The 13,391-nt window shown below is 68.5% G+C and carries 18 protein-coding genes; 11 read left to right on the top strand and 7 right to left on the bottom strand.

Annotated elements, in window-relative coordinates; translation table 11 throughout:
- Positions 1-7: 7 nt before the first annotated feature.
- Entirely contained in the window at positions 8-685 is a 678-nt protein-coding gene (locus AC0685_RS16760) for a hypothetical protein (protein WP_478226323.1), read from the top strand.
- Positions 686-761: 76 nt separating this feature from the next.
- Here AC0685_RS16760 and AC0685_RS16755 read toward each other — a convergent pair whose 3' ends face one another.
- On the bottom strand, positions 762-1,232 hold the full coding sequence (locus AC0685_RS16755) for a hotdog fold domain-containing protein (protein WP_478226322.1): 471 nt from the start codon (positions 1,230-1,232) through the stop codon (positions 762-764).
- A 62-nt stretch (positions 1,233-1,294) separates the two neighbouring features.
- Between AC0685_RS16755 and AC0685_RS16750 the strand changes: the two genes are divergently transcribed.
- Positions 1,295-1,888, top strand: a complete 594-nt coding sequence (locus tag AC0685_RS16750; protein WP_478226321.1) for an acid phosphatase — start codon at positions 1,295-1,297, stop codon at positions 1,886-1,888.
- A 1-nt stretch (position 1,889) separates the two neighbouring features.
- On the top strand, positions 1,890-2,372 hold the full coding sequence (locus AC0685_RS16745; RefSeq protein WP_478226320.1) for an N-acetyltransferase family protein: 483 nt from the start codon (positions 1,890-1,892) through the stop codon (positions 2,370-2,372).
- A gap of 20 nt (positions 2,373-2,392) precedes the next feature.
- Here the strand turns inward: AC0685_RS16745 and AC0685_RS16740 are convergent, their stop codons facing one another.
- Positions 2,393-2,932 carry a hypothetical protein gene (locus AC0685_RS16740; protein ID WP_478226319.1) on the bottom strand — a complete coding sequence of 180 codons (540 nt, stop codon included), beginning with the start codon at positions 2,930-2,932 and terminating at the stop codon, positions 2,393-2,395.
- A gap of 245 nt (positions 2,933-3,177) precedes the next feature.
- Between AC0685_RS16740 and AC0685_RS16735 the strand changes: the two genes are divergently transcribed.
- The gene (locus tag AC0685_RS16735; RefSeq protein ID WP_478226318.1) at positions 3,178-4,104 is read left to right on the top strand and encodes a diacylglycerol/lipid kinase family protein; all 927 of its coding nucleotides are present in this window, start codon (positions 3,178-3,180) and stop codon (positions 4,102-4,104) included.
- 273 nt (positions 4,105-4,377) lie between these two features.
- Positions 4,378-4,632 carry a WhiB family transcriptional regulator gene (locus AC0685_RS16730; protein ID WP_007028999.1) on the top strand — a complete coding sequence of 85 codons (255 nt, stop codon included), beginning with the start codon at positions 4,378-4,380 and terminating at the stop codon, positions 4,630-4,632.
- Between the two features lie 294 nt (positions 4,633-4,926).
- Here AC0685_RS16730 and AC0685_RS16725 read toward each other — a convergent pair whose 3' ends face one another.
- A complete protein-coding gene (locus AC0685_RS16725) occupies positions 4,927-6,450 on the bottom strand; it encodes a sensor histidine kinase (RefSeq protein WP_478226317.1) in 1,524 nt (507 codons plus the stop codon).
- Between the two features lie 106 nt (positions 6,451-6,556).
- Here AC0685_RS16725 and AC0685_RS16720 point away from each other — a divergent pair, with 106 nt between their 5' ends.
- Entirely contained in the window at positions 6,557-6,631 is a 75-nt protein-coding gene (locus tag AC0685_RS16720) for a 50S ribosomal protein bL37 (protein ID WP_369299112.1), read from the top strand.
- A 65-nt stretch (positions 6,632-6,696) separates the two neighbouring features.
- Here AC0685_RS16720 and rsrA read toward each other — a convergent pair whose 3' ends face one another.
- Entirely contained in the window at positions 6,697-7,023 is a 327-nt protein-coding gene (gene rsrA / locus AC0685_RS16715; RefSeq protein WP_340687175.1) for a mycothiol system anti-sigma-R factor, read from the bottom strand.
- Entirely contained in the window at positions 7,020-7,658 is a 639-nt protein-coding gene (locus tag AC0685_RS16710) for a sigma-70 family RNA polymerase sigma factor (RefSeq protein WP_126735738.1), read from the bottom strand. The genes rsrA and AC0685_RS16710 overlap by 4 nt, the downstream gene beginning before the upstream one ends.
- 190 nt (positions 7,659-7,848) lie before the next feature.
- Here AC0685_RS16710 and ybaK point away from each other — a divergent pair, with 190 nt between their 5' ends.
- Both ybaK and AC0685_RS16700 read left to right on the top strand, forming a co-directional pair.
- On the top strand, positions 7,849-8,325 hold the full coding sequence (gene ybaK, locus AC0685_RS16705) for a Cys-tRNA(Pro) deacylase (protein ID WP_478226315.1): 477 nt from the start codon (positions 7,849-7,851) through the stop codon (positions 8,323-8,325).
- A 182-nt stretch (positions 8,326-8,507) separates the two neighbouring features.
- A complete protein-coding gene (locus tag AC0685_RS16700; RefSeq protein WP_478226314.1) occupies positions 8,508-9,071 on the top strand; it encodes a hypothetical protein in 564 nt (187 codons plus the stop codon).
- Here the strand turns inward: AC0685_RS16700 and AC0685_RS16695 are convergent.
- On the bottom strand, positions 9,021-9,629 hold the full coding sequence (locus tag AC0685_RS16695; RefSeq protein ID WP_478226313.1) for an alpha/beta hydrolase family protein: 609 nt from the start codon (positions 9,627-9,629) through the stop codon (positions 9,021-9,023). The genes AC0685_RS16700 and AC0685_RS16695 overlap by 51 nt on opposite strands.
- Positions 9,626-10,384, bottom strand: coding sequence for an SOS response-associated peptidase (locus AC0685_RS16690; RefSeq protein ID WP_478226414.1), 759 nt, complete (start codon positions 10,382-10,384; stop codon positions 9,626-9,628). Before AC0685_RS16690 ends, AC0685_RS16695 begins: the two co-directional genes overlap by 4 nt.
- 101 nt (positions 10,385-10,485) lie before the next feature.
- Here AC0685_RS16690 and rsgA point away from each other — a divergent pair, with 101 nt between their 5' ends.
- Genes rsgA through AC0685_RS16675 form a run of 3 tightly spaced genes read left to right on the top strand, consistent with a single transcriptional unit; the run spans position 10,486 to position 13,332 of the window.
- On the top strand, positions 10,486-11,496 hold the full coding sequence (rsgA, locus tag AC0685_RS16685) for a ribosome small subunit-dependent GTPase A (RefSeq protein ID WP_478226312.1): 1,011 nt from the start codon (positions 10,486-10,488) through the stop codon (positions 11,494-11,496).
- Between the two features lie 60 nt (positions 11,497-11,556).
- A complete protein-coding gene (locus AC0685_RS16680) occupies positions 11,557-12,459 on the top strand; it encodes an SCO4651 family lipoprotein (RefSeq protein WP_478226311.1) in 903 nt (300 codons plus the stop codon).
- Complete coding sequence (locus AC0685_RS16675) at positions 12,460-13,332, top strand: SCO4651 family lipoprotein (protein ID WP_478226310.1); 873 nt, start codon at positions 12,460-12,462, stop codon at positions 13,330-13,332.
- The last annotated feature ends 59 nt before the right edge of the window (positions 13,333-13,391 follow it).

Raw genomic sequence — 13,391 nt, 5'->3', positions numbered from 1 at the left:
TCGGGTCATGAGACGTCTTCTCGCCGCGACCGCGGCCGCACTGTCCGCAGCCGCCCTCATCGCCTTCCCCGGCCACGCCTCGGCGGCACCGTCGCCGCTGCCCGACTTCGACTTCTCCGCCTGCCCCGCCCCGCCCGCCAACGCCGACCCGGGCACTTGGCGCTGCGAAGCGTTTGTCTCCCAAGGAGTCCTCACCATCGGCGACCGGGAGATCCCGCTCGGGGAGATGCGACTGACGTTCTCCGAAGGCAAAGTGGCCGGGAAGTACGCGCAGGTGTTCGGCGAACTACGGCACGCTCCCGCCCGGATCCGCGGCGCTTTCGGCACGAGCCTGCAGCTGAAGTACGGCGGCTACTCGGACTTCCAGTCGAACGACGAGCGCCGCGGCGAATTGGATCTCTACGCGGCCCTGCGGCATCCCTTACTGCCCAAGGAATGCGCGGTCGGCACCCTCGCCGAGCCGCTGCACTCGGTCGTCAAGGACGATCCCGCGGTCCCCTTCGAGGTGATCTCGCAGAACCCCACGACGGTGAAGTTCGGCGTCGTCGACTCGCAGCTCGCCCTGCCGCGCACGACCGGTTGCGGCCCGCTGACGCAAGTAGCCGACGAATTGCTCGGCCTGCCGTCCGCGAGCGGGCGGAACACCTTCAAGCTGGCGACCTACGTGCAGTTCAAACCCCTCTGACGACCCGCATTTCGTCCTCTGAATGCGGTAGTTGCACGCGCAACGACCGCATCCAGAGGACTAATTGCGGAGGCGCTCACTTCTTCTTGGTCACCCAGATGGTGATGGTCGCGGTCACGACGGTCTTTCCGTTCGTGTCCGTGATCGTCACCGGCACGGGGAGCTCGAAGCCCTCGTCGCCGAATTCCGGCAACTCCGGCAGTTCGGCGACCGCGCGCAGGCTCGTCTCGGCCTTCGCCACGTACTCGACCGTCATCCCCTTGGGCAGCCAGCGATGCGTCGTCGGGACGGTCGCCTCGGCGAGCATGCCCATGGCGATCTCGGCGAGGTTGCATGCCGCGATCGCGTGAAAAGTCTTGATGTGGTTGTAAACACCCCACCACTTCGGGGACGTCACCTCGCACCGGCCGGGACGCAACTCGCGCACCGACGGGAGCACCGTCCGGAAGTACGGCACACGCAGGCACATCGCCGCCGAGAACAGCTGTTTGCCGACCGGCTTGCCCGCCAGCCGGTTCCACATCGCGTAGGTCGGATTCTGCGCCATCACGGTCTCCTCATCATGTTACTCACCAGTAGCATAACCGGACCGCAGGCTATATTCGCAACGTGGCACATCGGCTCTTCCTCCTCCGGCATGGTCAGACCGAGTGGTCCGTCAACGGACGGCACACCGGACGCACCGACATCCCGCTCACGGCCGCCGGCGAGGGGCAGGCCCGCGCGGCGGGCGGCACCTTGCGCGCGGTGCTCGGCGGCAACCCCGCGCTCGTCCTCTCCAGCCCTCGCACCCGCGCGCTGCGAACGGCCGAGCTGGCCGGGCTGCGCGTCGACGAGGTCACCGAAGAGCTGGCCGAATGGGACTACGGCGACTACGAGGGCGTCACCACGCCGGTGATCCGCGAGACCGTTCCCGGCTGGACGGTCTGGTCGCATCCGATCCCCGGCGGCGAAAGCGCGGAGGACGTCAACGCCCGCGCCGACAAGCTGATCGAACGCGTCCGCGAACCGCTCGGCGAGGGTGACGTGATCATCGTCGGCCACGGGCATTTCAGCCGCGTCCTGGTCGCGCGCTGGATCGGCCTCCCGTCGACCGCGGGCGTCCACTTCGGACTCGACCCGGCCGGCGTCGCGGTGCTCGGCGACGAACGCGGCGAGCCGCAGATCGAACACCTCAACCTGCTCCCCACCACAGAGGACTGAAATGGGCGACGACCGCATCCGGCGCATCCGCGAAGAAGACGTGGACGCCGTCGTCCAGCTCGTCTACGACCTCGCCGAGTTCGAACGCGCCCCGGACGAATGCCACCTCACGCCCGAGCAGCTGCGCGTCGCACTGTTCGGTGAAGCGCCGGGGCTGTTCGGGCACGTCGCGGAGGTCGACGGCGAGATCGTCGGCTACGCGCTCTGGTTCCTCAACTTCTCCACCTGGCGCGGCGTGCACGGCATCTACCTGGAAGACCTCTACGTCCGCCCCGAGCAGCGCGGCTCCGGCCTCGGCAAGGCGCTCCTGGCCACCCTCGCGGCGGTCTGCGTCGAGCGCGGCTACGCCCGTCTCGAATGGTCGGTGCTCAACTGGAACCCGGCGCAGGGGTTCTACAAGTCACTCGGCGCGGTGCCGATGGACGAATGGACCGTCGACCGCCTCACTGACGCACCCCTGAAGGCGCTCGCCGCCCAGGTCTAGCCAAGGCGTGACTCGCGTGCTCAGGAGTCGCGTTCCTCGCGCTCACGACGCGCCGCGCGACCCGCGGCGCCGTCACGCTCGGCGGCTTCTTCCTCGCTCTCGCCTTCCTGCATCCCGAGCGCCCACGCGCGCGAAGGGCGGCGGAACAGCAGCACGATGACGGCGACGCCGATCAGCGCGAGCGGCACTCCCCACACCGGCTGCCCGGACGGGCCCGCGCCGTACCAGCCGACGCCCACCAGGATCAGCGCGACGACCACGCCGGGCGACCTCGCCCAGGTCTTCCCCATCATCAGGCCGGCCGCGCAGGCCAGCGTTCCGGCGGCGAGGACGAGGTAATAGGCGACCTCGGCCAGGAGGTTCTCCGGTCCGGCCCGGCCGTTGACCAGGAGCAGGATCGCGAACACGATCAGGGCGAGCCCCGGCAGCGCGGTGACGGCCCCGGCGAGGCGGACTTCACGGGGCGCGGGCGAGAGCTTGTCGGCGATGGACACGGCGAAACAGCCTTCCAGGCTTCCGGACACGGCGCTCCACCAGGGCGGGTCACCGTACGTGAGCACTTTCGATCGTATGCCACCCGGTCGGCCGTTTTTCCCTCGCCGCCGCATGGGAAGAATTGGAAGCGTCGTCGATGAGCGGGCGGTCGGCCCGGGTGCACTTGTCACGACGCGCTGTCACCAGCCGACAGTGAGGAGGGACGCCCGCCACAGGGCCATACGGTGCTGCTTCGAGGACGCACGGGCCATTGAGCTTCGCGTCACCTGACGCTCCCCTCTTCGGGCCGAAGAGGCTTACCCTGCGGTATGTGCGTGCCATCCTCGTCGTGAATCCCCAGGCCACCTCGACCACCGCCGGTGGACGTGACGTGCTGGCGCACGCACTGGCCAGCCAGGTCAAACTCGACGTGGTGGAGACCGACTACCGCGGTCACGCGATGGCCGTCGCGCGGTCCGCCGCCCGCGACGGGATCGACCTGGTGGTCGCCCACGGCGGCGACGGCACGGTCAACGAGGTGGTCAACGGTCTGCTCGCGGACGCCGACGGCGATCCGGCGAAGGTCGGCGGCGCCCCCATGCTCGGTGTCGTGCCGGGCGGCTCGGCGAACGTCTTCGCCAGGGCGCTGGGCATCGCGCACGATCCCGTGGAAGCGACCCATCAGCTCCTCAACGCCATCGAGAACGACCGGAGCCGCGAAGTGGGCCTCGGGATCGCCGACGGCCACTGGTTCACCTTCAACGCCGGCATGGGCTGGGACGCGGACGTCGTCGGCCGCGTGGCCAAACGCCGGGGCAAGCAGACCACCGCCGGGCTCTACCTGAGGGCCGCGGTGGCGTCGCATCTGCGGCCTCCGCTCGGCCGCCCGCCGCTCACGGTCAGGATCCCGGGTGAAGAGCCCACCGAAGTGCTGACCGCTTTCGTGTCGAACACCGATCCGTGGAGCTACCTGGGCAACCGTCCCGTCCACCTGAACCCGGACAGCTCGTTCGACACCGGACTGGGCCTTTTCGCGTTGAGCGGTCTGGGATTGCCCACCGTGTTCAAGCATGTACGGCAGGCATTGCTCACGAAGAGCGACCAACGCGGGCGACGTCTCCTTCGTCACGATGACCTGCCGATGATCCGCATAGACGCTGCTGAACCGGTAAACTTCCAGGTGGACGGCGACCTCGTCGGCCAGCGGAAGAGGGTGGAGTTCTTCAGCGTCCCGGAAGCACTGACGGTAATCGTCTGACGACCGGACCGCTGATCGCCTGCGGCAAAGTACGAACTGCCGCTCATCGACGCAGAACCTCCGCTCACCGCATCGGCCTTCCCTTCGGAAGGCCGTTTCGGACCGAAACCGCAGGTCAGAAGCGTCGCTCGGCCGGGTGAGCTGACTCACCGATCTTCAGAAAACCCTTGTCGAAACGGGTGCTTCGTGAAAGCATTCACAAGCACCCAAAAAAACGACCGCCATGACGACTATGGCGCGGAGTACCGCGCCGTTATGAAGGAGCTCAGAAACATGGACTGGCGCCACGACGCGGCCTGCCGAGACGAGGACCCCGAGCTGTTCTTCCCCGTGGGAACCAGCGGTCCTGCTCTGTCGCAGGTAGCGCAGGCGAAGGCCGTGTGCCACCGCTGCACCGTCGCTTCCGACTGCTTGGCCTGGGCATTGGCCAGCGGGCAGGACGCAGGCGTCTGGGGCGGGATGAGCGAGGACGAGCGACGGGCCCTGAAGCGCCGTCGTACGCACATCGGCACGCGTACCTCCGCCTGAGTCTTTCGGACTCAGCACGCTTCATCGCATTACTCACAACTGAGCAAGACCCCAAGCTTCGGGAAAACTCCCGCGGCGCGATGGCCGCATGGCCGTGCGTCGCGAGGTGACACGTACCCGACTTGAGCTTAACAAGCGAGGCCGACACGCCCCCACGGGGGTATGGCTTCAGCGGACTTTCCAAGTCCTCCCGCGGAACCGTTACAGGGCCGGCGCCATTTTCTCTTCGGGCGCCGGCCCTAAAACGTGTCCGGATGAGACTGTCCCTTGTGGATGATCAAAAGGGACGGTCCACTAGAGACGTCGCGACAACGGGATCCGCAGCGCCGCTTCGGTTCCCAGCCGTCGTCCGCCGGTCTCTTCGGATTCCCCGCGCAGTCCCCTGATCGACAGCGATCCGCGCAGCTCCGACTCCACCAGTGTCCGCACGATCTGGAGCCCGAGGCCGTCGCTGCGTTCCAGTGAGAAACCCGAGGGGAGTCCGCGCCCGTTGTCGCGGATGACGACGTCGAGCCAGCGCGCGGAGCGCTCCACCACGAGTTCGACCTTGCCCGGCCGTCCGTCGGGGAACGCGTGCTCGATGGCGTTCTGGACGAGTTCGGCCAGCACCATCACCAACGGCGTCGCGATCTCGGCGACGACGACTCCGAACGAACCGGTGCGCGAAAGCCCGACCTGCGACTCCGCCGTCGCGACCTCACCGACCATCGGGAGGACGTTGTCGAGCAGCTTGTCGAGGTCGACCCGCTCGTCCACCGAGATGGACAGCGCCTCGTGCACCATCGCGATCGACGAGACCCGGCGCACGGACTCGCCGAGCGCCAGCCGCGCCTCCTCGCTGGAGGTCCGGCGCGACTGGAGCCGCAACAGCGCGGCGACGGTCTGCAGGTTGTTCTTCACGCGGTGGTGGATCTCGCGGATGGTCGCGTCCTTCGAAAGGAGAGCGCGGTCACGGCGCTTCACCTCGGTGACGTCGCGCACCAGCACGAGCGCGCCCGCGGCCTGCCCGGCGGGACGCAGCGGCAGCGCACGGAAGAGCACGACGGCGCCGCGGCGGGAATCCGCCTCCGTCCGGCTGCTGGGCTTGCCGTCGAGCGCCTCGATGATCCGGTGCGACACCTCGGTCGCGTCGAACGGGTCACGGATGAGCGACCGGGTCAGCGGCGCGAGGCGCTGCCCGACGAGGTCGGACTCGTGCCCCATCCGGTGATAGGCCGACAACCCGTTCGGGCTGGCGAAGACCACCGTGCCGGTCGGGTCGAGGCGGATCAGGCCGTCGCCGACCCGCGGGCTCGTATGCGTGTCCGTCTGGTTCCCCGGACTGGGGAACGTGCCGTCGACGATCATCTGGCACAGGTCGCCCGCGCTGCCGAGATACGCGATCTCGAGCGGGCTGGGCACCCGTGAGGCCGCCAGGTTGGTCTCGCGGCTGAGGACGGCGATCACCGTGCCCGCGAACACCACCGGGATGGCCTCGCGGCGCATCGGCAGGTCGCGGTACCAGTGCGGATCCTCTTCGCGGCAGATCCGCACCTCACGGCCGGCCTTGGCCAGCTGCGGGTGCTCGTCGACGGTGAACCGGGAGCCGACGACATCCTCCGGATGGGCCGTCGGCGCCGTCGTCGGGCGTGCGTGGGCGACGCACACGTAGTCGCCGCCGTCGGGTTGCAGCTCCTCCGAGACGGCGACCCACAGCAGGAAGTCGGCGAAGGACAGGTCGGCCAGCAGCTGCCATTCGGCGACCACGGTCTGGAGGTGGTCCGCGGCTTCACCGGACAGACCGGTGTTCTCCGCGAGCAGATCGGAAAGGGTGGACACGTCCCCATCCAAGCAGGGTGAGGGCCGCATGACACACTGGAGAGGTTGACCCTGGCCCAGCGGTGTCGTATCACCCCGCGAGGGCCACTCGGACGAGGAGTGAAACATGTCGAAGCGCGCCCGCAAGCGTCGCGACCGTAAGAAGAACGGCGCGAACCACGGCAAGAAGCCCAACTCCTGATCATCGATCAGACAGCGAAGGCCCCCGCACCGATCGGTACGGGGGCCTTCGTGTGTCCTGAGCCGCTACTGCTCGAAGGTCTGCTCGATCTTGACCTCGGTGCGCTCGATGGTGATCGAGCCCTTGGTCTGCACGGTCTGGCGGATGGAGGCCCGCAGCCGGGACTTGAGGTCGTCCGGCGCGTGGTCGCCGCCGCACTTGCGCGCGAGGAGCTGCTTGATGTGCTCGTCGATGCCGTATTCCTCGAGGCACGGCGGGCAGTCCTCGATGTGCTTGCGCAGGGCGGCGTCGCGCTCGGCGCTGCACTCCTTGTCCAGCAGCAGGTAGATGTCGGCGAGGGCTTCCTCGCACCTGACCTTGTCGTCCGCGCCGGCGCAGTAGTCCTCGGTCATCGCCCCGCCACCTCCTGCTGCTTGCCCGAGCGGATGAAGCCCCGCTCGCGGGCGACGTCGGCGAGCAGGTCACGGAGCTGGGCACGGCCGCGGTGCAGCCGGGACATCACGGTGCCGATGGGCGTGTCCATGATCTCGGCGATCTCCTTGTACGCGAAACCTTCGACATCGGCGAGGTAGACCGCGAGGCGGAACTCCTCTGGCAGCTTCTGCAGCGCTTCCTTGACGTCGGCGTCGGGCAGGTTGTCCATCGCCTCGACCTCGGCCGAGCGCAGCCCGCTGGAGGTGTGACTCTCCGCCTTGGCGATCTGCCAGTCGGTGATCTCCTCGGTGGGCTGCTGCACCGGCTGGCGCTGACGCTTGCGATAGCCGTTGATGTAGGTGTTGGTGAGGATGCGGTACATCCACGCCTTGAGGTTCGTGCCCGCCTTGAAAGACGCGAAGGCCGCGTACGCCTTCAGGTACGTCTCCTGGACGAGGTCCTCGGCGTCGGCGGGATTCCGGGTCATCCGCATGGCGGCCGAGTACAGCTGGTCGAGCAGGGGCATCGCGTCCCGCTCGAAGCGCTCGGCCCGCGCGGCCGCCTCTTCGGCGTCCGTGCCCGTGTCCGGCGCGGGATTCTGCGTGCTCGGCAAACCGTTCCCTTCCCGATCGGCGTCGATGCGCTTGTGCGCATGAGACGTCGTCGAGTTTACGCGGGGGCGGATCACCTGGCCGCCCGGCGTGCGCGGGATCAGGATTCGGGGAGCTTCGAGTGTGGTGGACACGTGCCTTTCAACAGTGACGCCCGGTCGGGCATTCCCGGCGCGCTCGTAGACTCCGCCCATGGCAGGCAAGGGAACCCCGGCGACGGCGCTGCTGGCGAAGCAGAAGGTGGCGCATGTTCTGCACGCCTACGACCACGATCCGCGGGCCGAGTCGTACGGCCTCGAAGCCGTCGAAGCGCTGGGGCTCGACCCCGCGCGCGTGTTCAAGACACTGGTCGCCGAGGTCGACGGGAAACTGACCGTCGGTGTGGTCCCGGTCACCGGCCAGCTGGATCTGAAGGCGCTGGCGGCCGCCGTGCGCGGGAAGAAGGCGAAGATGGCCGACCCCGCCGCCGCGCAGCGCGCGACGGGATACGTGCTGGGCGGGATCTCACCGCTCGGACACCGGAGCACGCTGCCGGTGGTGATCGACTCGTCGGCGGAGAAGTTCGAGACCGTGCACTGCTCGGCCGGGCGGCGCGGGCTGGAGGTCGAACTCGCGCCCGGCGACCTGGCGCGGCTCACCGGTGCCGTGGTCGCCCCGATCGCCGGCTGACCTCCCGCATTTCGTCCTCTGAATGCGGTAGTTGCACGCGCAAGGACCGCATTCAGAGGACGAAATGCGGGAGGAGACTCACTCTCGCGAGGGAGGGGAGTCGGTCCGCAGCGGGAAGATCACGCGGCCACGCTCGGGAATCGTCGTCGGCAAGCGAACGACGACCTCCTGGGAGCGACGAAATGACCAAGACCGTGCCCGGCGTACCGAGGTGGGCGAACCTCGCCGCCCACGCGACGCTGCTGGCGACCTTGCCCTCCGGGCTGTGGCGGATCGCGATGGGCCTCGGCATCCCGGTCGGGTTCACCGCGCAGGGGCTGGACGAGTTCGGCGTCCCCGGCTGGGGCACGGCCTACGCCTTCGGCCTGAGCCTGCTCGCCGAAGCGCTCGCGTTCCTCACCCTCGGGCTCGTCCGGCCTTGGGGTGAAGTGTGGCCGCGCTGGATCCCGGGGCTGCGTGGCCGCCGGATCCCGCCGCTCGCGGCGATCCTCCCGGCCGCCGCGGGCGCGATCACCCTGACCGCGCTGAGCGTCCGAGCACCGTTCGGCTGGGCGGAGGCCGGTTCTTCGATGGCGCCGGGAAGCTGGGAAGACTCGCCGGTCTACGGCGTCGTCATGGCCGCTTGTTACGCGCCGATCCTGCTCTGGGGCCCGCTGCTGGCCGCAGTCACCGTGCACTACGCCCGGCGGCGGTTCTCAGGTGAGCGGCCGCAGCACACGCTCCAGCCACTCGGCGGCCGCGCGTGACACGCCTTCGAGGTCGGCGCTGAGGTTGTGGTCGCCCTGGACCACCACGATCTCGTGATGCGGCCCGGCCTTCGGCAGGCCGAACGGGTCTCGTTCGCCCTGCACCACCAGGGTCGGGACCTCGACGGCGTCCAATTCACCCTGCCGGGATTTCTCCGGCTTCCCCGGCGGATGCTCGGGGAAGGCCAGGCAGAGCACCGCCACCGCCTGCCCCGTCGCGGCGGTCCGGCAGGCGACGCGGGCCCCGGACGACCGGCCGCCGAACACGAGCGGAAGATCGTCGAAGCGCGCGGAGATCTCGTCGGCCACGGTGAGCCACGCGGTGTCGAGCTGGGTGGCGGGAGCGGGCGCCCGGCGGCCCGCCACCCGGTACGGCTGCTCGACGAGCGCGACGTGGACACCGGCCGCCTGCGCCGCGCGGGTGACCGCGACCAGGTCCTTCGCGCCGATCCCCCCGCCGGCGCCGTGGCCGAGCATCAGCACCGCGACGCCTTCCTCGGCACAGAGCAGCTCGGCCCGCGCGGGGCCGTAGGCGGTGTCGATCTCCAGCTTCGTCATGAGTTCGGCAGCTCGAAGAGCAAGCTTTCGGCGGCGGGTTCGACGCGGTCCACCAGCTCCGGACCGTTGTTGCGGACGTTGTTGACCAGGCTGGACACCGGCCGCGGCTCGATCGTGTCGACCAGGTCCGCCGGGGGCGGGACGAGCAGATCGGTGACGTCGGCCAGATCCGGGTCGAGCCAGGTGTCCCACTTTTCGCGCGGCATCAGCAGCGGCATGCGGTGGTGGATGTCGGTGAGCCTGCCGACCGAGTCGGTGGTGATCACGGAGAAGGTGATCAGCGGGTCGGCCTCTTTGTCGTCCTTCGGCCGCCAGGTCTCCCAGATCCCGGCGAACGCGAGCGACTCGTCGCCCGGTCCGGTCATGAAGAAGGGCTGCTTCTCCTTGCCGTCACGCCGCCACTCGTACCAGCCGTCGGCGGGGACGAGGCAACGCCGCGCGGAAACCGCCTTCTTGAACGACGGCTTCTCCTTGGCGGTCTCGGCACGCGTGTTGATCATCTTCGAGCCGACGCCGGGGTCCTTCGCCCAGAACGGGACCAGCCCCCAGCGCATCATCCGCAGCGACCGCACGGCGGGCTCGTCTTCGAGCACCGCGCCGTCGGCGTCACGCGGATGCCGCTGCACGACGGTGGGGACGACCTTGGTCGGCGCCACGTTGTGATCGGTCCGGACCCGGCCCTCGGTCAGGTCCACCGCGGCGAACTCGTCGATCAGCGCCGCCGGGTCCTTGGTCGCGGCATAACGCCCGCACATGCGAAAACCTCCCTGATCGACAGCCATCGTTACACGCTACCGAGGCGTTGGCGAGCAGCATGGGATCATAGTTTCGCGGTGTGCGAAGAGCAGGAGGCGGTTTGGCTGGCAAGGACTGGCGCAGGCTGGACGAATCCGACGTGCGGATCCGTCCCGGCAAGGGCACCAGGCCGCGCAGCAAACGCCGCCCCGAGCACGCGGACGCCTCCACCGCGATGGTCATCGGCAAGGACCGCGGCCGCTGGACCTGCGCGATCGACTCCGATCCGGACCGGGTCGTCACCGCGATGCGGGCCCGTGAGCTGGGCCGGGTCCCGGTCGTCGTCGGTGACACCGTCGGCATCGTCGGCGACGTGAGCGGCAGGCCCGACACCCTCGCCCGCATCATCCGGGTGGACGAACGCTCCAGTGTGCTGCGCCGGACCGCGGACGACACCGACCCCTTCGAACGGGTGGTCGTCGCCAACGCCGAGCAGTTGCTGATCGTCACCGCGCTGGCCGATCCTCCGCCGCGCACCGGATTCATCGACCGCTGTCTCGTCGCCTGTTACGCGGGCGGCCTCGAACCGGTCCTGTGCCTGACGAAGGCCGACCTCGCGAGCCCGGACGAACTCCTCGCCGGCTACGCGGGCCTCGACATCCCCGCCGTGGTCACCCGGCACGACGAGCATCCGGAAGAACTGACCGGACGGCTCAAGGGCAGGCTCACCGCGCTGGTCGGGCATTCCGGGGTCGGGAAGTCCACTTTGGTCAACCGGCTGGTGCCGGACGCCGGACTGGCGACCGGCGTGGTCAGCGCGGTCGGCAAGGGCCGTCACACGTCCGTCGCGGCGGTCGCGCTCCCCCTGCCCGGCGGCGGCTGGGTGGTCGACACCCCCGGCGTCCGCTCGTTCGGGCTGGCCCATGTGACCGCCGACGACATCGTGCTCGCGTTCGAGGAGTTCGCCGAGGCCGCCGAGGAGTGCCCCTCCGGCTGCGGGCACCTCGGGCCGCCCTCGGACCCGGACTGCGCACTCGACGACGTGGTCACCGAGGGTGACGCGAGCCAAGAGCGTTTGACCTCGTTGCGGCGTCTTCTGGGCTCCCGAGCTGGGCATGACGACGATCGGTAACTAATTTCGGCTTCGCGCGATAACCCGTTCGGATTAGATCAACTTTTCTGAGGGGTCCTCTTGAAGCGCGTAACCACACTCGCCGCCATCACCACGGCCGCCGTCCTGGCGCTGTCCGCCTGCGGTGGCGAAAAGCAGCCCACCGCGGCTGCTCCCGCTCCTGCTCCTTCCGAGCAGAAGAGCCTGCTTTCGGCGCCGCTCGGCGACCCGATCCAGCTCGCGGCCCTGACCCGCGAGAGCACCAAGAAGGCCAAGTCGTCGAAGGTGACGATGGAGACCGTCGCCGGCACCGAGAAGAACACGGCGACCGGGCAGGGCGTGTACGACGGCGAGAACACCAAGTTCTCGATGTCCATGGACAGCGACGGCAAGAAGCTGGACGTGCTCTTCGTCGACAGCGCGTTGTTCTTCAAGCTCGACGCGGCCGACAAAGCCGAGATGAAGACCGACAAGTCGTACGTGAAGATCTCCGCCGACGGCCAGGACCCCATCTCGCAGCTGCTCGGCAAGATGATGTCGAAGGCCATCAAGGACAGTGACCCGTCGCGCACCCTCGAGCAGGTCTCGAAGGCCGGCAAGATCACGAAGTCGGATCAGGTCGAGCTGAACGGTGAGCTGACCAACCACTACGTCGTCGAGATCGAGGTCGAGAAGGCCATCGCCCTCGTCGTCGGCGACATCGGCATCCCCCTGCCCGCCGATGTCCTGAAGCAGCTCGACGCGAAGCTCAAGGGCAAGAACGTCACCATCCCCACCGAGCTGTGGCTCAACGCCGACCAGCTGCCGGTGCAGGTCGTTTCGGACCAGACCGCGTTTGTGAAGGCCATGGGCGCCCCCGGTGACGGCGTCGCCAAGACCACGGTCAAGTACACCGACTGGGGCAGCCCGGTGAACATCACCGCCCCGCCCGCCGACCAGGTCGGCGACCTGGCGGAGATCATGAAGAAGGCCGGCGGCCGGTAGGTGCGTGCCACCTTCAAGTTCGTCGCGGTGGCCGCGGCCCTGACCCTCGTGGTCACGGGCTGCGGCACCCGTCCGGAGGCGACCCCCGAGAACACCAAGGGCGGCGGCGAACTCGCGCTGGCCAGCCCGTTCACCGACGCGCTCGGCCTCGTCGAGGCCGCTAAGCAGGGGACTCAGAAGGCGAAGTCCTCCACGACGATCATCGACGGCATGCTCGGGGCCCAAGCGGTCACGGGCACGGTGAAGGCGTTCTACGACGGTCCCGCCACGAAGCTCGAGGCGAACATGACCGTCGACGGCGAAACGGTCGGGATGCGCCTGGTGGACCGGATCCTGTTCATCAAGCTGTCCGGCGACCAACGGGCCGAGCTCAAGACAGCCAAGACCTGGGGAAAGATCCCGTTGGACAGCGAGGAACCCCGGAGGAAGGCCATCGGGAAGGCCATGCAGCGGTCGTTCGAGATGGGCGACCCGGCGAAGCAGCTGGAGATGGTCGAAAAGACCGGCAAGATCATCAAGTCGGAACAGACCCAGCTGAACGGCTTGCCGGTGAACCACTACTTCGTGGAATTCGACATGCGGAAGCAGTTCGACCTGTTCCTCGGCGACGACCTGCCCGCGGACCAGCGGGCAGAGGTCGAGAAGCGGCTCGAAGGCAAGGACCTGCGGGTTCCGGCCGAGCTGTGGATCAACGCCGAGCAGCTTCCGGTGAAGATGACCATGGACATGACCTCGCTCATGAAGGGGATGGGGGCGCCCGAGACGGTCGAGGCCGAATCGACCTACACCTACAGCGACTGGGGAGCGGCCGTCGATGTCTCCCCGCCGCCCGACGGGGAGGTCGCCGACTACATCGAGCTGATGGACGGCTAGACCTTCACGCGCTTCCGGACCATCGGACGGTGGAAATTCACGCGATAGGCGCTACGGTA

The sequence above is a fragment of the Amycolatopsis sp. NPDC043889 genome (genome assembly GCF_056435645.1).
Note: the sequence above shows the minus strand (reverse complement) of the source record. Positions and strands in the feature narration are given on the sequence as shown.

What these genes read in the sequence shown, in the direction of transcription:
- AC0685_RS16760 (WP_478226323.1), top strand. Translation starts at nt 8, where the DNA reads ATGAGACGTCTTCTCGCCGCGACCGCGGCCGCACTGTCCGCAGCCGCC.
- AC0685_RS16755 (WP_478226322.1), bottom strand. Translation starts at nt 1,232, where the DNA reads ATGGCGCAGAATCCGACCTACGCGATGTGGAACCGGCTGGCGGGCAAG.
- AC0685_RS16745 (WP_478226320.1), top strand. Translation starts at nt 1,890, where the DNA reads ATGGGCGACGACCGCATCCGGCGCATCCGCGAAGAAGACGTGGACGCC.
- AC0685_RS16730 (WP_007028999.1), top strand. Translation starts at nt 4,378, where the DNA reads ATGGACTGGCGCCACGACGCGGCCTGCCGAGACGAGGACCCCGAGCTG.
- rsrA (WP_340687175.1), bottom strand. Translation starts at nt 7,023, where the DNA reads ATGACCGAGGACTACTGCGCCGGCGCGGACGACAAGGTCAGGTGCGAG.
- ybaK (WP_478226315.1), top strand. Translation starts at nt 7,849, where the DNA reads ATGGCAGGCAAGGGAACCCCGGCGACGGCGCTGCTGGCGAAGCAGAAG.
- AC0685_RS16700 (WP_478226314.1), top strand. Translation starts at nt 8,508, where the DNA reads ATGACCAAGACCGTGCCCGGCGTACCGAGGTGGGCGAACCTCGCCGCC.
- AC0685_RS16695 (WP_478226313.1), bottom strand. Translation starts at nt 9,629, where the DNA reads ATGACGAAGCTGGAGATCGACACCGCCTACGGCCCCGCGCGGGCCGAG.
- AC0685_RS16690 (WP_478226414.1), bottom strand. Translation starts at nt 10,384, where the DNA reads ATGTGCGGGCGTTATGCCGCGACCAAGGACCCGGCGGCGCTGATCGAC.